This window comes from Actinoplanes sp. NPDC004185 (assembly GCF_053603475.1).
Window position 1 is genome coordinate 18253 of sequence record NZ_JBSGFR010000045.1, and the last position, 16157, is coordinate 34409.

18 protein-coding genes are annotated in these 16157 nt (G+C 72.8%); 14 read left to right on the plus strand and 4 right to left on the minus strand.

Going from position 1 to position 16157, the window contains the following annotated elements:
• Window positions 1–38: 38 nt before the first annotated feature.
• Complete coding sequence (locus ACWEOZ_RS34660; RefSeq protein WP_015619224.1) at window positions 39–296, plus strand: WhiB family transcriptional regulator; 258 nt, start codon at window positions 39–41, stop codon at window positions 294–296.
• 32 nt (window positions 297–328) lie between these two features.
• On the opposite strand, the gene ACWEOZ_RS34665 is transcribed toward ACWEOZ_RS34660, so the two are convergent.
• Complete coding sequence (locus ACWEOZ_RS34665; protein WP_433725232.1) at window positions 329–814, minus strand: metallopeptidase family protein; 486 nt, start codon at window positions 812–814, stop codon at window positions 329–331.
• A gap of 175 nt (window positions 815–989) precedes the next feature.
• On the opposite strand from ACWEOZ_RS34665, the gene ACWEOZ_RS34670 reads away from it, so the two are divergent.
• On the plus strand, window positions 990–1355 hold the full coding sequence (locus tag ACWEOZ_RS34670) for a DUF3499 domain-containing protein (protein ID WP_023358955.1): 366 nt from the start codon (window positions 990–992) through the stop codon (window positions 1353–1355).
• Here ACWEOZ_RS34670 and ACWEOZ_RS34675 read toward each other — a convergent pair.
• Window positions 1336–2247 carry a polysaccharide deacetylase family protein gene (locus ACWEOZ_RS34675; RefSeq protein WP_451914897.1) on the minus strand — a complete coding sequence of 304 codons (912 nt, stop codon included), beginning with the start codon at window positions 2245–2247 and terminating at the stop codon, window positions 1336–1338. The two genes, ACWEOZ_RS34670 and ACWEOZ_RS34675, sit on opposite strands and share 20 nt — an antisense overlap.
• A gap of 164 nt (window positions 2248–2411) precedes the next feature.
• On the minus strand, window positions 2412–2966 hold the full coding sequence (locus tag ACWEOZ_RS34680) for a DUF3455 domain-containing protein (RefSeq protein ID WP_451914898.1): 555 nt from the start codon (window positions 2964–2966) through the stop codon (window positions 2412–2414).
• 114 nt (window positions 2967–3080) lie between these two features.
• Here ACWEOZ_RS34680 and ACWEOZ_RS34685 point away from each other — a divergent pair, with 114 nt between their 5' ends.
• Complete coding sequence (locus tag ACWEOZ_RS34685; RefSeq protein ID WP_451914899.1) at window positions 3081–3599, plus strand: GNAT family N-acetyltransferase; 519 nt, start codon at window positions 3081–3083, stop codon at window positions 3597–3599.
• On the opposite strand, the gene ACWEOZ_RS34690 is transcribed toward ACWEOZ_RS34685, so the two are convergent.
• Window positions 3596–5032 carry an aldehyde dehydrogenase family protein gene (locus ACWEOZ_RS34690; RefSeq protein ID WP_451914900.1) on the minus strand — a complete coding sequence of 479 codons (1437 nt, stop codon included), beginning with the start codon at window positions 5030–5032 and terminating at the stop codon, window positions 3596–3598. The genes ACWEOZ_RS34685 and ACWEOZ_RS34690 overlap by 4 nt on opposite strands.
• A gap of 57 nt (window positions 5033–5089) precedes the next feature.
• Here ACWEOZ_RS34690 and ACWEOZ_RS34695 point away from each other — a divergent pair, with 57 nt between their 5' ends.
• From ACWEOZ_RS34695 to ACWEOZ_RS34745, 11 genes are all read left to right on the plus strand, one after another.
• Window positions 5090–6235, plus strand: a complete 1146-nt coding sequence (locus tag ACWEOZ_RS34695; protein ID WP_451914901.1) for an SUKH-3 domain-containing protein — start codon at window positions 5090–5092, stop codon at window positions 6233–6235.
• A gap of 71 nt (window positions 6236–6306) precedes the next feature.
• A complete protein-coding gene (locus ACWEOZ_RS34700) occupies window positions 6307–7581 on the plus strand; it encodes a GAF domain-containing protein (protein ID WP_451914902.1) in 1275 nt (424 codons plus the stop codon).
• A gap of 35 nt (window positions 7582–7616) precedes the next feature.
• Window positions 7617–9140: an aldehyde dehydrogenase gene (gene adh / locus ACWEOZ_RS34705; RefSeq protein WP_451914903.1), complete on the plus strand. Its 1524-nt coding sequence runs from the start codon at window positions 7617–7619 to the stop codon at window positions 9138–9140.
• A gap of 3 nt (window positions 9141–9143) precedes the next feature.
• Window positions 9144–9518 (plus strand): DUF779 domain-containing protein, encoded by a 375-nt coding sequence (locus ACWEOZ_RS34710; protein WP_451914904.1) that lies wholly within the window; start codon window positions 9144–9146, stop codon window positions 9516–9518.
• Between the two features lie 67 nt (window positions 9519–9585).
• Complete coding sequence (gene nfi, locus ACWEOZ_RS34715) at window positions 9586–10272, plus strand: deoxyribonuclease V (RefSeq protein WP_451914905.1); 687 nt, start codon at window positions 9586–9588, stop codon at window positions 10270–10272.
• Between the two features lie 78 nt (window positions 10273–10350).
• The gene (locus ACWEOZ_RS34720) at window positions 10351–11730 is read left to right on the plus strand and encodes a phosphomannomutase/phosphoglucomutase (RefSeq protein ID WP_451914906.1); all 1380 of its coding nucleotides are present in this window, start codon (window positions 10351–10353) and stop codon (window positions 11728–11730) included.
• 47 nt (window positions 11731–11777) lie between these two features.
• Window positions 11778–11960, plus strand: coding sequence for a Trm112 family protein (locus ACWEOZ_RS34725; protein ID WP_360555811.1), 183 nt, complete (start codon window positions 11778–11780; stop codon window positions 11958–11960).
• Window positions 11960–13180 (plus strand): SIS domain-containing protein, encoded by a 1221-nt coding sequence (locus tag ACWEOZ_RS34730; RefSeq protein WP_451914907.1) that lies wholly within the window; start codon window positions 11960–11962, stop codon window positions 13178–13180. The genes ACWEOZ_RS34725 and ACWEOZ_RS34730 overlap by 1 nt, the downstream gene beginning before the upstream one ends.
• Complete coding sequence (locus ACWEOZ_RS34735; RefSeq protein ID WP_451914908.1) at window positions 13177–14142, plus strand: cation diffusion facilitator family transporter; 966 nt, start codon at window positions 13177–13179, stop codon at window positions 14140–14142. The genes ACWEOZ_RS34730 and ACWEOZ_RS34735 overlap by 4 nt, the downstream gene beginning before the upstream one ends.
• Before the next feature lie 22 nt (window positions 14143–14164).
• A complete protein-coding gene (gene manA, locus ACWEOZ_RS34740; RefSeq protein WP_451914909.1) occupies window positions 14165–15352 on the plus strand; it encodes a mannose-6-phosphate isomerase, class I in 1188 nt (395 codons plus the stop codon).
• 30 nt (window positions 15353–15382) lie between these two features.
• Window positions 15383–15943 (plus strand): GNAT family N-acetyltransferase, encoded by a 561-nt coding sequence (locus ACWEOZ_RS34745; protein WP_451914910.1) that lies wholly within the window; start codon window positions 15383–15385, stop codon window positions 15941–15943.
• Window positions 15944–16157: the final 214 nt, after the last annotated feature.

The window sequence follows — 16157 nt, forward strand, 5'->3', positions numbered from 1 at the left end:
GCAGGCATCGCTGCCGGCGCGGAAAAGGAGGCACGCCGATGGAAGCGCAGGTTGAAGGGGTGGACCTGCTCGGGGACGCGCCCGAGTGGCAGGAGCGGGCCCTGTGCTCGCAGACCGATCCAGAGGCTTTCTTCCCGGAGAAGGGCGGTTCGACGCGCGAGGCGAAGCGGATCTGCGGCCGGTGCGACGTCAAGGCGGAATGCCTGGAGTACGCGCTCGGTCACGATGAGCGCTTCGGTATCTGGGGCGGGCTCAGCGAGCGCGAACGTCGCAAGCTCAAGCGGCGCGTGGCCTGACGCGGCCTTCCTGCAGACGCCGGGGGGCCGTCTCAGGAAAGTTCGTCGGGATCCACACCCAGCAGGTTGGCGACCTGCTCGATGATCACGTCATGCACGAGGTCGGCGAGGTCCTCGCGGTCCATCGCCCGGAACTCCAGTGGCCGCCGGTAGAGCACGATCCGCGGCGGCAGCTCCTGGCGTCCGGGCCGGCCCGGCAGCAGGCGGGCCAGGGGCACCTCGCCGTCCTCGAGCACGTCGGAGTCGTAGACGTTGAGCTCCGGGGGCACGTCCTCGACGGCGAACTCAACGCCGGCGAGCTCCTTGGCGTAGCGCCGTTCGAGGCCCTCGACCGTGTCCAGGACGAGGTCGTCGAAGATCTCGGCCTTGGTCCGGGCGAGCGGCACCGTCGCCGGCACGAGCCGGCCCCGCAGGCCACGCCCGTGGCGATCGCGGCGGGTGGGCCGGCCGGGCCCGGCGGTGCGGGCCGACCGGCCGGGATCGGCGCCGGACCGGCGGCGGTCGGGGCTGGTAGTCACGCCGTCAGCCTAGCCCGGACCGGCCGTCTCCCGTGGTCAGGCTGTGTCCACCGCGTTTCGTCGCCGGGAATTCGTCCCATTGGGACGGCGTGTCGGTGCGCCATGTCGAAATCGTGATGCATGGTGGGTCGGCGTGTCGCGGCTACCGGCCGCCGCGGGGAGATAACGTGCCGCCGTGAGGTCACCACGGCGCTGCTCCCGGAACGGCTGTCCCCGACAGGCGGTCGCCACTCTGACCTACGTCTACAGCGACTCGACCGCGGTGGTCGGCCCGCTGGCGGCGTTCGCCGAGCCGCACACGTACGACCTGTGCGAGCCGCACGCCCGCAGCCTGACCGCTCCGCGCGGCTGGGAGCTGGTGCGCCACGACGGTGACTTCGCCCCGCCGCCGCCCACCACCGACGACCTGGTCGCGCTGGCCGACGCCGTCCGCGAGGCGGCCCGCCCGGCGCCGCCGCCGCGCCCGGAGGAGCACGACAACCTGCCGGGGCACCAGACCGGCCGCCGCGGCCACCTGCGGGTCATCCCGCCCTCGCACTGAGGCCCTGGCTGGGCAGCGCGACCAGGCGGTAGCGCTTCTGCAACCACGGGATCAGTTCCCGGTACGCCGCGATCGTGGTCGGCTGCCCGTAATCGTGGGAGAGCACGATCGCACCCTTGCCCACATGCTTCTTCACCGCGTGCACGACCTTGGCCCGGTGCGCCGCGTCCGACTCGCCGCCCGGGTGCTCCCAGTCGCGCGGGTCCACCTGCCAGTAGATCGAGGTCATGCCCAGCTCGGCGGCGGCCGCCACGAAGGCCGGGGTGAAGTTTCCGCCCGGCGCTCGCATATAGCTGATCCGGGCCCCGGGCACGGCCTTACGGATGGCGTCGTTCGTGCGCTGCAGATCCGCCCGGATCACCGCGGGCTTCTTTTTACCGAGCGTCAGGCTGTGCCGCCAGGTGTGGTTGCACAGGGTGTGGCCCTCGGCGGCGATCCGCCGGACCAGTCCGGGGTACGCGGCGACGTTCTGCCCGACGACGCAGAAGGTGGCCTTGACCCGCTTCTGCTTGAGCAGGTCCAGCATCCGCGGCGTCTGCACGGGGTCGGGCCCGTCGTCGAAGGTCAGCGCCACCGCGGCGCTGCCGGTGCGCATCAGGCTGCCGGCCGGGCCACCGGCGTGGGCCGGGACGCGCTTCGCCGGCTTCTTGCGGGAAGGCGCCGGGCCCTTGACGGGGACCGCGGCGGGCTTCGCCGGGGCGGGCCCATGCCGGGCCGGCTTCGTCGGCGCTGATTTCGGGGCCTTGGCGGTGGACCGCGACGGCGCCGGCGCGACCGAGGTGGCCGGGGCAGCGCTGACCCAGCGCGGGTCGCTCTCGGCGGCCGCGGCCGTGCCGCAGCCGGCCAGGACGCTCAGCGCGAGGCCGAGCAGCAACACCTTGGGGGTACGCATCGCAGACGAGCTCCGTCCGTCAGTCACCAACGAGGACGGAGCAAATATGGTCCCGTGGGCCGCCGCGAAGGTCGATCCCCCGCAGGGCTGGCACGCATCGGGGAGATCCGTCCGGCCGGTGACGAAGGGGCGACGCCCCCGGCCGGATCGGTCGGATCACCGGGTCACGCGCTCCAGAACACGTACAGGGCGCCGTAGGGGACCGCCTTGGTCGTGCCGTCGGTGCAGGCGCCGGCCGGGGCCACGCCGCCGGAGGTGTAGAGCCGCTGGATGTGAGTGGCCTTGGCGAGCAGGCCGTCGGCCGGGCCACTGTGGCTGTTGATCGTGAGCAGCAGCTCGGCGATCGTGCCGGTGCGCGCCCGCTCCGCCGTCTTGGTCGCCGTCACCAGGGAACCGTCGCGCTCGGACTGCCAGCTCGGGCCCTTGAAGTGGTGCAGCAGGCCACCGGGGCCGGCCAGCTTGGCCTCGGGCACGGAACCTCCGGTGAAGACGCCGCCGGTGCAGGTGTACGTCTGGGTGCCCCTGACGACCCGGTAACTGCCGAGCCGGACCGCGCCCGCAGGAGGATCGATCACCGACGGCGACGCGCTCGGCCGGGGCCGGGCGCCCGGGGTGAGCTCGGCGGCGGACGCGTTGTAGCTGATCGCACCGACGCCCACCAGCACGGTGGCGGCGGCGGCCATGGTCAGGGCACGGACGCGGGTTCGGGTACGGGGCATGGCAGTGATCTCCTCCGATAGGTGTGTCGCCTCCCAGTACGGGCACCACGCGACTGCGGATGGCCGGTTGCCCGAAAGTCGTCGGGCACTGCCCGGATAGACGATCCTGTGTGGATGACAGACCTCGACCTGCGCCCGGTGACCGAAGCGGACCTGCCGATGCTGCGGCGTTTCGCCGTCGAACCCGGCCTGATCGGCAACGACTGGTTCGGCTTCCGTGATCCGCTGGCCCAGGACCGCCGCTTCGCCCAGGACGGCTATCTCGGCACCGACAACGGCCGGCTCATCGTCGCCACCGAGGGCCAGGCGGCGGGCTTCGTCACCTGGTCCGAGGGCCGGTACGGCGGCGCGGCGAGCTACTGGGAGATCGGCATCGTGCTGCTCCCGCAGTGGCGCGGCCGCGGCCTCGGCTGGCGGGCCCAGGCCATGCTGTGCGACTACCTCTTTCTGCACACCCCGGCCCAGCGCATCCAGGCGGGCACCCAGCCGGAGAACATCGCCGAGCAGAAGTCGCTGGTCAAGGCCGGCTTCCGGCTCGAGGGCACGGTCCGGTCGGCGGAGTTCCGGGCGGGCCAGTGGCGCGACGGACTGCTCTACAGCCGGCTGCGCACCGACCCCTCGGTGGCGGTCTAGAGGTCGATGCCGGTCAGCACCATGACGCGCGGCTCGGTGTAGTCGTCCATCGCGCTGGCCACACCCTCCCGGCCCACGCCACTGCCCTTCACCCCGCCGTACGGCATCTGGTCGGCCCGGTACGACGGCACGTCGCCCACGATCACGCCACCGACCTTCAGGTCACGGTGCGCGGCGAACGCCGTCTGGATGCTGTGGGTGAAGATGCCCGCCTGCAGCCCGTACGCCGAGTCGTTGATCGCCGCGAAGCCGGCGGCGTCGTCACTCACCTCGGCCACCACCAGCACCGGCCCGAAGATCTCCTCGGTGACCACCTTGGCGTCGGCCGGGACGCCGGTCAGCACCGTCGGCGGGTACGTCGCACCGTCGCGCTTGCCGCCCACCGCCACGGTCGCGCCGGCGGCCACCGCCTCGTCGACCCACTCCTCGACGCGTCTCGCCGCGTCCTCGCTGATCATCGGTCCGACCTCGACCTCCGGGTCCTGCGGGTCGCCGGTGCGCAGCGCGTTCACCGCGTCGAGCAGTCGCGGCAGGAAGCCGGTGAGGCTCGCGTGCACATAGACCCGCTGGACCGCGATGCAGCTCTGGCCGGCCTGGTAGGTGCCGAACGTCGCCACCCGCTGCGCCGCCCAGCTCAGGTCGGCGTCGCTGCCGTAGTCGCCGCAGAGCAGGACCGCCGCGTTGCCGCCGAGCTCGAGAGTCACGTGCTTGTCCGGCGCGGACCGGCGGATCTGCGCGCCGACCGGGCCCGAGCCGGTGAACGACACGATCGGCAGGCGCGGGTCGGCGACCAGGGCGGCGGCGCGGTCGTTCGGGACCGGCAGCACCGAGAACATGCCGGCCGGCAGGTCGGTCTCGGCCAGCAGCTCGCCGAGCAGCAGCGCGGTCAGCGGGGTGGCCGGTGCCGGCTTGAGGACGATCGGCGCGCCGACCGCGATCGCCGGGGCGATCTTGTGGGCGACCAGGTTGAGCGGGAAGTTGAACGGCGCGATGCCCAGCACCGGCCCGCGCGGCACGCGCTTGACCAGGGCGAGCCGGCCGGCGCCGCCGGCGTCGGTGTCGAGGCGCTGCAGGTCGCCGGTGAACCGGCGGGCCTCCTCGGCCGCCCACCGGAAGACCGACACGGCCCGGTCGGCCTCCAGCCGGGCCCATTTCAGCGGCTTGCCGTTCTCGGCGGTGATCAGCGCGGCGATCTCCTCGCGGCGTTCGGCGAGGCGGCGCGAGACGTGGTCCAGGGCGGTCGCGCGGACGTGCGCGGGCAGGGCCGCGGCCCGGTCGGCGACCTCGGCCGCTGCCGCGACTGCGGCTTCGACCTGCGCCGCGGTGGCCCAGGTGGTACGCCCGACCGGCCGCCCGTCGTACGGGTGCGTCACCGTGACTTCGTCGTCACCGTGCGCTGTTTCGCCCGCGACATAGAACGCTGTGCTGTCCACCCGGCCAGCCTATGTCCCCGCCCGCCGGTATGGTCGGCGCTCGGCTCGGGAGGATCGATGACTATGCAGCTGGTGCTGCCCAGCGGTGTGACGTTGCAGCGCCGCGACACTCCGGCGGACGCCCATGACCTGCCGCCGCACGTGCTCGAACGCATCGCGCTGCGCTGGGCGGAGCGCGCCGGCTGTGAGCCCGGGCAGGTGGTGCTGCGCGAGGACGAGCTCGGCTGGGCCGTGCAGGCGCCCGGGGTCCGCGCGAGCTACGCCACGTTCGTCGACAAGGTCACCGGCCGGGTGGTGAGCTTCGCCAATCCGGCCTACCTCGACGATCAGTACCGCGAGCAGCTCGAGTACGAGCGCGGCGTGCCGCCACGGCCCGGCTTCGGGGGAGCGGAGGTCGAAGCGCCGGGGGCCGTCGCGGAGGTGGCGCTGGAGTCGTCCGCGACCGTGCATGCGAGCAGCGTCCGTACCGCGGAGCCGCCGGTGCTGCATCCGCTCGTCCGGGCCCGGCTCGACGCCGTCCCGGCCCGCGCCCGGGTCCGCGGCGCCGAGTGGCATCCCGAGCTGGTGGCGTTCAGCGAGCTCGTGCGCGATCCCGGCGACGTCGCCCCGCACGTACGGCTGTGGCGGGTGCGGGAGCCGTCCGATCCGCGTCAGGGCCATGCCAACGGCGGACCGTGCGCCACCTGCACCGAGGTCCTCGGTCACCGCCCCTTGTGGCCCTCGGACCGGTCGGGCCGCAAGGCCGGTGACTCCGCCTGGCAACGCCGGCTCGCCCGCCGCCGGTTGCACCGCCGTCCGGCCCCGGCCAAGGAGCGCGTCGCCGAGCGGATCGAGCAGGTGCTGGCCGTCCGCGGGGTCGAGCACGAGCACACGGTCTTCCCGGCGGCGGTCGAGGCGCTCGAGCGCTATCTCGGAGCGGATTCCGCCGTGCAGGTGCCGGGCCGCTCGGTGCGTACGGCGCCGTTCCACATCGATCCGGGGTGGGCCGCCGACACCGCCGACACGCTGGGCCGGGTGGCCCGGCGGGTCGGTGCGCCGCTCTTCCCGCTCGGGACCGCCGGCTACGAGGGCCTGCTGGCCATCGATCCCGCGGGGCGGGTGTTCCTGATCGACGAGTCCGGCGAGTGGTCGCTGGGCACCGGGCTGCCGGCCGCGCTCGACACCCTGCTCCTGGGCCGATCCGCTCCCCGGCTCGAAGGCTGATCATGGCCCGCTGAACAGGTGGTTGTCGTAGGGCGTGATGCGGGTCACGATGGACGGGACTGGAGGTGCGCATGTCCAACCCGTGGCTCGCGCTCGCCCTCGGCACCGACCCCGCGGAACGCATCACCCAGGTGGGCCGGGCCCACGAGCGGTTCGTGACCGGTGAGCAACCGGTGACCCAGGTGCGGGACGTGGTGGCCGCGTCCTGGCGGCGCTCGGCCGGCGCGCTGGTCAGCCCGGACAGCACCGCGCCCATCGAGCTCAGCGACGGCGACCTGGAGGCGTACCGGGCCGCGCACCCGCTGGCCCGGGTCCTGCCGATCTTCCGCGACCTGCTCGGCGGGCTCGCCGACGACGGCGACCACCTGATGGCGGTCTGCGACGCGCACGGGCGCCTGCTCTGGGTCGAGGGCACCGCGTCGGTGCTGCGCGGCGCCGAGTCGATGAACTTCGTCCCCGGCGCCCGCTGGGACGAGGCGCACGCCGGCACCAACGCGCCGGGCACGGCGCTCGCCGTCGACCACCCGCTGCAGATCTTCGCCACCGAGCACTTCAGCCGCGGCGTGCAGCGCTGGACCTGTGCCGCCGCGCCGATCCACGACCCGGCGACCGGACGGCTGCTCGGCGCGATCGACGTGACCGGCGGCGACCACCTGGCCAACCCGCACAGCCTCGCGCTGGTCCGGGCCACGGCGCTGGCCGCCGAGGCGTACCTGGGGGCCGGTCAGCCCGCGCGCGGCGCGACGGTGTCGGCCCTGGGCCGCGAGGACGCCGTCATCTCGATCGGCGGCCGGCCGCACCGGCTGGGCCGCCGGCATTCGGAGCTGCTGGTCCTGCTGCTGGTCCATCCCGAGGGGCGCACCGGCGACCAGCTCGCCGTGGATCTCTACGCCGACGACCTCAACCCGGTGACCGTGCGCGCGGAGCTCTCCCGGCTGCGCCGCGTCCTCGGTCCCGAGCTGCTGGACTCCCGGCCCTACCGGCTGCGCGCCGAGGTCGACGCCGACTTCCTGACGGTGACCCGCCTGCTGGAACGCGGCCTGGTCGCCGAGGCTCTGGCCGCCTACGCCGGACCGCTGCTGCCCTCCTCGGACGCCCCCGGCGTGGCCCGGCTGCGCCGCCTGATCGACTCCCGGCTGCGCGACGCCGTGCTACGCCGCGCCGACCCCGCCCTGATCCAGTCCTGGGTGACCACCCCCTGGGGCGCCGAGGACCTGTCGATGTGGGAGGCCTACGCCGCCGTCCTGCCACCCCGCTCGCCGGCCCTCTCGCTGGCTGCCCGGAGGGTCGCGGCGCTCACGGCGGAATACGGGCTCGCAACGGTCTTGCAACCTCGTCGTAACTAACGTCAGCCGTACCCGAACTGGTACGGAGGACACGCATGGCTATCTACTCCCCGCCCGGCTCTGACGGTGCGGTCGTCAGCTACGAATCCCGTTACGACCACTGGATCGGTGGCGAGTACGTACCTCCTGTCAAGGGCCAGTACTTCGAGAACCCTTCGCCGGTGAACGGCCAGAACTTCTGTGAGATCGCCCGGGGCACCGCCGACGACGTCGAGCGGGCCCTCGACGCGGCGCACGGCGCGGCCGACGCGTGGGGCCGCACCTCCGTCGCTGAGCGGGCGAACATCCTCAACAAGATCGCCGACCGGATGGAGGCGAACCTCGAGCAGCTCGCCGTCGCCGAGACCTGGGAGAACGGCAAGCCGGTCCGCGAGACGATGGCCGCCGACATCCCGCTGGCCATCGACCACTTCCGGTACTTCGCCGGCGCGCTGCGGGCCCAGGAGGGCACCCTCGGCGAGATCGACGACGACACCGTGGCCTACCACTTCCACGAGCCGCTCGGCGTGGTCGCGCAGATCATCCCGTGGAACTTCCCGATCCTGATGGCGGTGTGGAAGCTGGCGCCCGCGCTGGCCGCCGGCAACGCCGTCGTGCTCAAGCCGGCCGAGCAGACCCCGGCGTCGATCCACTACTGGATGTCGCTGGTCGCCGATCTGCTGCCGCCGGGCGTGGTCAACATCGTCAACGGCTTCGGCGTCGAGGCCGGCAAGCCGCTGGCCTCCTCGAGCCGGGTGGCCAAGGTGGCGTTCACCGGCGAGACCACCACCGGCCGGCTGATCATGCAGTACGCCTCCGAGAACATCATCCCGGTGACCCTGGAGCTCGGCGGCAAGAGCCCGAACATCTTCTTCGACGACGTCAGCGCCCAGGACGACGACTTCATGGACAAGGCGCTCGAGGGCTTCTCGATGTTCGCCCTGAACCAGGGTGAGGTCTGCACCTGCCCGTCGCGCGCGCTGATCCAGCAGGGCCACTACTCCGACTTCCTCGCCGCGGGCGTCAAGCGCGTGGAGAACATGAAGCAGGGCAACCCGCTGGACACCGACACCCAGGTCGGCGCGCAGGCCTCCAACGACCAGCTGGAGAAGATCCTGTCGTACTTCGACATCGGCCGGCAGGAGGGTGCCAAGGTGCTCATCGGCGGGGCCCGGGCCGACCTCGGCGGGGACCTGAACGGCGGCTACTACGTGCAGCCGACCGTCTTCGAGGGCGCCAACTCGATGCGGATCTTCCAGGAGGAGATCTTCGGCCCGGTGGTGTCGGTGACCTCGTTCTCCGACTACGCCGACGCGATCAAGACCGCCAACGACACCCTCTACGGCCTCGGCGCCGGCCTGTGGACGCGGGACATGAACACCGCGTACCGGGCGGGGCGGGCGATCAAGGCCGGCCGGGTGTGGACCAACTGCTACCACCTGTACCCGGCGCACGCGGCGTTCGGCGGCTACAAGCAGTCCGGCATCGGCCGCGAGAACCACAAGATGATGCTGGACCACTACCAGCAGACGAAGAACCTGCTGGTCAGCTACTCGCCCAAGGCCATGGGATTCTTCTAGGCCATGGGAGCCCGAGTAGACGTGACACCCGCGGCGGCCGACCTGATCCGGTCGCTGCGGGGACAGCACGGCCCGCTGATGTTCCATCAGTCCGGCGGCTGCTGCGACGGCAGCGCCCCGATGTGTTACCCGGAGGGCGAGTTCCGTACCGGTGCGAGCGATGTGCTGCTCGAGGAGCTGCACGTCGAAGGCGTGGCCGAACCGGTGTCCTTCTGGATGAGCACCTCGCAGTTCGAGGCCTGGCGGCACACCCACCTCACCGTGGACGTGGTGCCGGGCCGGGGCAGCGGCTTCAGTCTGGAGGCGCCCGAGGGGGTGCGTTTCCTGATCCGCAGCCGCATCCTCACACCCGAGGAACTGGCGGCGCTGCCGTCGTGACCGGGCCCGGCCGGACGGTGGGAAACCGCCGCCCGGCCGGGTTGTCGCTGCGCTAGGGTCTCCGCCCGTGACCGACGACGACTGGCCGCGTACCGAAGCCGAGGCGCTGGCTGTGCAGGACGCCCTCCGGCCGCAGCTGCTGGGCGGGCCCGGCCCGCAGCGGCCGGCGACGGTCGCGGGCCTGGACGTGGCCTACCAGGAGGACGGCGAGCGGCTCGCGGCGGCGATCGTCGTGCTGGACGCCACCGACCACCGCGTCGTGGACACGGCCGTGGTGCAGGGCCGGGCCGCTTTCCCGTACGTGCCCGGACTGTTCGCCTTCCGGGAGATCCCCGCGCTGCTGGCGGCCCTGGACCGGCTGACTGTGCGGCCCGACGTGCTGATCTGCGACGGGCACGGGCTGGCGCATCCCCGGCGCTTCGGGCTGGCCTGCCACCTGGGTGTGCTCACCGGCCTGCCGTCGTTCGGCGTCGGCAAGACCCCGCTGGTCGGCAGCTGGACGCCGCCCGGTGAGCGCCGTGGCGACCGGTCCGCGTTGGTCGACGGGGGCGAGACCGTGGGAGCCGTGCTGCGGACCCGGGACGCGGTGAAGCCGGTCTTCGTCTCGGCCGGGCACCGGATGGACCTCGACACCGCCTGCGCGCTCACTCTCGGGCTCACGCCACGCTTCCGGCTGCCGGAGACCACGCGGGCCGCCGACCGGGCCTGCCGGGACGGATTGCGGCAGCGGGATGTAACAGTCCCGAGACGGTGACGCCACGCTGTTGCGACCCGGCGGTCACCCTCGCTCCGATAGTGTCGGCGGGTCGAACATCGTGCCGAGGAGTGACCGTTGTCTGATCTGTCCCAGCTCGTCAAGGCGTACGACGTCCGTGGCGTCGTGCCCGACCAGCTCAACGAGACCGTGGCCCGGGCGCTGGGCACGGCGTTCGTGGAGATGCTGCGCGAGTCGGGGGACGACGCGGAACGGATCGTGCTGGCGCACGACATGCGCGAGACCGGCCCCGCGCTGGCCGCCGCGTTCGCCGCCGGGGCCAACTCGGCCGGCACCACCGTCGTGCACATCGGCCTCGGTTCGACCGACCAGCTCTACTACGCCTCGGGCGTGCTCGGCCTGTCCGGCGCCATGTTCACCGCCAGTCACAACCCGGCGCAATACAACGGCATCAAGCTGTGCCGCGCCGGCGCCCGCCCGGTGGGCCAGGACAGCGGCCTGATCATCGTCCGGCAGCGGGCCGAGGAGCTGCTCGACGACCTCGACGCGGTGGGCGAGGTGCCGCCGGCGATCGAGCACCGCGACCTGCTCGCCGACTACGCCCGGCACCTGCGCGGGCTGGTCGACCTGTCCGGCATCCGGCCGCTGAAGGTTGTCGTCGACGCCGGCAACGGCATGGGCGGCTACACCGTGCCGGCCGTGCTCGGCGACCAGGAGCTGGCCGCGCTGCCGCTGGAGATCGTGCCGCTCTACTTCGAGCTGGACGGCTCATTCCCGAACCACGAGGCCAACCCGCTGGACCCGGCCAACCTGGTGGACCTGCAGGCGGCCGTCCGCGAGCACGGCGCCGACCTGGGCCTGGCCTTCGACGGCGACGCCGACCGCTGCTTCGTGGTGGACGAGAACGGCGACCCGGTCTCCCCGTCGGCCATCACCGCGCTGGTGGCCAAGCGGGAGCTGGCCAAGTTCCCGGGCAGCACGGTCATCCACAACGTGATCACCTCGGCCGCGGTGCCCGAGATCATCACCGAGAACGGCGGCGTCCCGGTCCGCAGCCGGGTCGGCCATTCCTTCATCAAGGCGGAGATGGCCCGCACCAACGCGGTCTTCGGCGGCGAGCACTCGGCCCACTACTACTTCCGTGACTTCTGGTTCGCCGACACCGGCATGCTCGCCGCGATGCACGTGCTCGCCGCGCTCGGTGGCCAGCCGCAGCCGCTGTCGCAGTTCGCCGCCGAGTTCGAGCGTTACGCCGCCTCGGGTGAGATCAACTCCACGGTGGCCGACGCGCCCGCCAAGGTCGCCGAGGTCCGTGCGGCGTTCCCCGACGCCACGCTGGACGAGCTCGACGGCATGACGCTGCGGCTCAGCGACGGCGCCTGGTTCAACCTGCGCGCCTCCAACACCGAGCCGCTGCTGCGGCTGAACGTGGAAGCGCCGAAGCCGGACCGGATGGCGGCCCTGCGCGACCAGGTGCTCGCCATCGTTCGCGGTTAGGATCACCTGGATCCGCAAAGCCCGCGCACGTTATAAGGAGCCGTTCGGTGGCCCTCGACCCGCAGTTGCTGGAGATTCTGGCCTGCCCGGACACACACCACGCGCCGCTGGAGTACGACGCCGGCGCCCAGACGCTGACCTGCACCGAGTGCGGACGGGTCTTCCCGGTGCGTGACGACATCCCGGTTCTCCTCCTGGACGAGGCGATCACCGACGGGAAGGCGTCCTGATGGCGGGCCCGTTCGAGGGAGCCGGACTGACCGGCCGCCGGGTGGCCGACGAGTCGCTGCTCTCCGACGAGAAGGCGATGCTCGAGAACGACCCGGGCGGCATGCTGCGGGCCACCGCGTCCGCCGGCGCCCAGGTCCGCGAGTCGGCCGCGCTGGCCGCCGAGGCCAACCTGAGCGTGCTCGCCGACGAGGGCCGGCCCCGCGCGGTCGTCGTCGCCGGCATCGGCACCGCCGGCCTGACCGGTGACATCCTCGCCACCGTCGCGGGCCCGCGCTGCCCGGTCCCGGTCATCGGGCACCGCAGCGCCGGGGTCCCCGGCTGGGTCGGCGCGGCCGACGTGGTCATCGCCGTCTCGGCCAGTGGTCGCAGCCCCGAGGCGCTGGCCGCCGCGGACGCCGCCGCCCGCCGCGGTGCGCGCCTGGTGGCGATCGGCAACCCCGACTCCGAGCTGCAGGCCATGGCCGAGCGGGCCCGGGCGCCGTTCATCCCGGTGCCGCGGCGCGCCCCGGCCCGGGCCAGCCTCTGGGGCCTGGCCGTGCCGGTGCTGCTGGCCGCTCGCAGCCTGGGCCTGGTCAAGGTCAACGAGGCCGACCTGGCCGAGACCGCCGCCCGGCTGGACGCCGACGCCGAGCGCTGCCGCGCCGGTGCCGAGTCCTTCGTCAACCCGGCGAAGTCGCTGGCGCTGGGGCTGGCCGGCTCGGTGCCGATCGTGTGGGGCTCGTCCCCGCTCGCCACGGTCGCCGCCCGCCGCTTCGCCGACACGCTGGCCGCCAACGCCCGCTATCCGGTGATGGCCGGCGCGCTGGGCGAGGCCGGCCGCGGCCGGGTCGGCCTGCTCGACGGGCCGTTCGGCGGCCTGGCCGAGTCGTCGCGCGACATCTTCGCCGACCCGGACGAGCTGGAGGAGCTCAGCACCCGGCTGCGGCTGGTGGTGCTGCGCGACGGCGGTCTCAACCCCGAGGAGGAGGCCGACGAGCCGGTGGCCGTCGAGGAACGCCGCGCGGACGCGGTGCAGACCCTCGCGGAGCGCCGCGGCGTGCGCTGCGACGTGGTCACCGCCGAGGGCGGCTCGGCCCTGGAGCGGCTCGCGTCGCTGGTCGCGGTCCCCGACTTCGCCTCGATCTACCTGGCGCTGGCCCACGGCCTGGACCCGATGGCCGTGCCGGCCATCAACGAGATGAAGGAGCTCAGCAACCCGATGCCGGAGGGACTCCAGTGAGCGCGGGCGGCGGCACCAAGGCGATCATCGCGGCGCTCGCGGCGAACCTGGGCATCGCGGCCACCAAGTTCGTGGCCTGGCTGCTGACCGGCTCGTCGTCGATGCTGGCCGAGTCCATCCACTCGGTCGCCGACTCCGGCAACCAGGCGCTGCTGCTGCTCGGCGGCAAGCGCGCCAAGCGCAGGGCCACCCCGGAGCACCCCTTCGGGTACGGCCGTGAGCGCTACATCTACGCGTTCATCGTCTCCATCGTGCTGTTCAGTGTCGGTGGCCTGTTCGCGCTGTACGAGGCGTACCACAAGATCCAGGAGAAGGAGGGCATCCACAGCTGGCAGTGGGTGCCGGTGACCGTGCTGGTCGTGGCGATCGGCCTGGAGGGCTTCTCGTTCCGGACGGCCATCAAGGAGTCCAACCACACCCGCGGCAAGACCTCCTGGGTCAACTTCGTGCGCCGGGCCAAGGCTCCCGAGCTGCCGGTGGTGCTGCTGGAGGACGCCGGCGCGCTGGTCGGCCTGGTGTTCGCGCTGTTCGGCGTGGTGCTGACGCTGATCACCGGCAACGGCGTGTGGGACGGCATCGGCACCGCGGCGATCGGCCTGCTGCTGGTGACCATCGCCGCCATCCTGGCCCTGGAGACCAAGAGCCTGCTGCTGGGCGAGGGCGCCAACCCGGAGGACGTCGCCAAGATCCAGCAGGCGATCATGGCCGGTCCCGGCGTCGAGCGCATCATCCACATGAAGACGCTGCACCTGGGCCCGGAAGAGCTGCTGGTGGCCGCGAAGATCGCGGTGCAGCCGTCGGAGCTCGCCGCCGACGTGGCCCGGCACATCAACGAGACCGAGTCGCGGATCCGGGAAGCGCTGCCCATCGCGCGGGTCATCTACCTGGAGCCGGACATCTATCACCCGCAGGCCGGGGCGGCCTCGGCGGCCGAGGCCGGCACCCTGCCCGCGACGGCGTAACTCTTCACGAAACGGGGCGGCTGTGGCTGCTGTTCTCCCCCTGCGCGGGGTCATCCGGCCGTACGCCTGGGGCTCGCGGAGCGCGCTGGCCGAGCTGCAGGGCCGGCCGGCGCCCACCGACGCTCCCGAGGCGGAGCTGTGGCTGGGCGCCCATCCGGGTGACCCGTCCACGGTGACCGGGCCGGACGGCCCGGTCGGCCTGGACGCGCTGATCGGCGACGACCCGAAGGGTCAGCTGGGCGCCGAGGTCGTCGACGAGTTCGGGGCCCGGCTGCCGTACCTGATGAAGGTGCTGGCCGCCGAGGCGCCGCTGTCGCTGCAGGCCCACCCGGACGCGGAGTACGCCAAGCAGGCGTACGCGGCCCAGGAGGCCGACCCGCAGGCGGTGCGCAACTACACCGACGCGCACCACAAGCCGGAAATGCTGGTCGCGCTCACGCCGTTCGACGCGCTCTGTGGCTTCCGAGCCCCGGACGTGTCCGCGGCGGTGCTGGAGGGTCTGCACATCCCGCGCCTGGCCCCGGTGATCGCCGCCCTGCGGGCCGGTCCGGCCGGGCTGCGCGACGCCGTCCAGGAGCTGCTGTCCTGGCCGGCGGAGGACCGTACGGCCCTGATCGGGGACGTGCTCACGGCGGCCCGGGCCGACGGCGAGTACGCCCAGAGCTATGCCCTCGCGCGCGACCTGGCCGGCCGCTACCCGGAGGACCCGGGGGTGCTGGTCGCCCTGCTGCTCAACCAGGTCCGCCTGGCGCCGGGCGAGGCGATCTACATGCCGGCCGGCAATCTGCACGCCTACCTGAGCGGCACGGGTGTCGAGATCATGGCGGCCAGCGACAACGTCCTGCGCGGCGGGCTGACCCCGAAGCGGGTGGACGTCGACGAGCTGCTGCGGGTGCTGCGCTTCGAGGTCCTGGCCGAGCCGATCCTGCCGGCGACGCAGATCGCGCCGGGCGTGCAGACGTGGCCGGTGCCGGTGCGTGAGTTCGCGCTCTACCGCCTCGAGCTCACGCCGGCCGGCCCGCCGCTGCGGCTGCCGGGGGAGGGCCCGCGCATAGTCCTGGGCGTCCGCGGCGACGTGTTCGTGGCCGAGGCAGTCGACGGCACGCCGGTCGAGGTGACGCCGGGGACGGCGGCCTACGTCCCGGCCGAGACGGGCCCGGCCACGGTGGCCGGCGTCGGCGAGGTCTTCGTGGCGGCCGTCGCCTCCTGACCGCCCTCGAGCTCTGCGAGGATTTCTCGCATGGCCAGTGCTGAGATCATCGACATCCGCCCGGGCGCTGTCGAGGACGTGCCGATCGTGCTCGGGTTGCTCGACAAGGCGGTCCGCTGGCTGGTGGCGCGGGGCCGGCCCGGGCAGTGGGGCACCGAACCGCTGTCCGCCCGGCCTCAGCTGCACGCCTCGACCGGCGACGCGGCCCGGGCCGGCAATCTGTTCCTGGCGTACCTCGACGGCCGGCCGGTGGGCGCGCTGACCGTGGGCACGACGCCCGCCTACGTTCCGCCGGCTCCCGAGCCCGAGCTGTACGTGAACCTCCTGGTCACCGATCGCGACCACCCCGGTCACAACGTCGGCGGACGGCTGCTGGACCACGCCCGGCAGCTGGGCCGGGCGCGCGGGGCGGTCCTGGTGCGGGTCGACTGCTATGCCGGTGACGACCAGGCGCTGATCCGCTACTACGAACTTCAGGGCTTCCAGCGGGTCACGCTGTTCGAGGTTGCCCGGGAGAACGCCCCCGCGTGGCCGGGACAGCTGCTCCAGGACCGCCTCGATGACCCCCGTCACCCGCCGTGCAAGCCATAACTTGAGGATTCGACCCGAAATTTGGCGATTTGCTTGACATGGCGTGTGCGGAGTGTGAATCTATAAACACGCAGCGTCATTGGTGATCGGGGGGTCCCACGGACGCGCGCGGTACCAAACCGGGGGGATGAACGGGGCGGCGGATCTTCGGATCCGTCGCCCCGTTCGCTGTCCGGAACCCGCGGGCGGGGGTCCTACCGGACGATCCTCCCGG

Coding starts and splice junctions, on each gene's coding strand:
- ACWEOZ_RS34660 (WP_015619224.1), top strand. CDS start 39: ATGGAAGCGCAGGTTGAAGGGGTGGACCTGCTCGGGGACGCGCCCGAG.
- ACWEOZ_RS34675 (WP_451914897.1), bottom strand. CDS start 2,247: ATGCGTACCCCCAAGGTGTTGCTGCTCGGCCTCGCGCTGAGCGTCCTG.
- ACWEOZ_RS34680 (WP_451914898.1), bottom strand. CDS start 2,966: ATGCCCCGTACCCGAACCCGCGTCCGTGCCCTGACCATGGCCGCCGCC.
- ACWEOZ_RS34685 (WP_451914899.1), top strand. CDS start 3,081: ATGACAGACCTCGACCTGCGCCCGGTGACCGAAGCGGACCTGCCGATG.
- ACWEOZ_RS34695 (WP_451914901.1), top strand. CDS start 5,090: ATGACTATGCAGCTGGTGCTGCCCAGCGGTGTGACGTTGCAGCGCCGC.
- ACWEOZ_RS34700 (WP_451914902.1), top strand. CDS start 6,307: ATGTCCAACCCGTGGCTCGCGCTCGCCCTCGGCACCGACCCCGCGGAA.
- adh (WP_451914903.1), top strand. CDS start 7,617: ATGGCTATCTACTCCCCGCCCGGCTCTGACGGTGCGGTCGTCAGCTAC.
- ACWEOZ_RS34710 (WP_451914904.1), top strand. CDS start 9,144: ATGGGAGCCCGAGTAGACGTGACACCCGCGGCGGCCGACCTGATCCGG.
- ACWEOZ_RS34730 (WP_451914907.1), top strand. CDS start 11,960: ATGGCGGGCCCGTTCGAGGGAGCCGGACTGACCGGCCGCCGGGTGGCC.
- ACWEOZ_RS34745 (WP_451914910.1), top strand. CDS start 15,383: ATGGCCAGTGCTGAGATCATCGACATCCGCCCGGGCGCTGTCGAGGAC.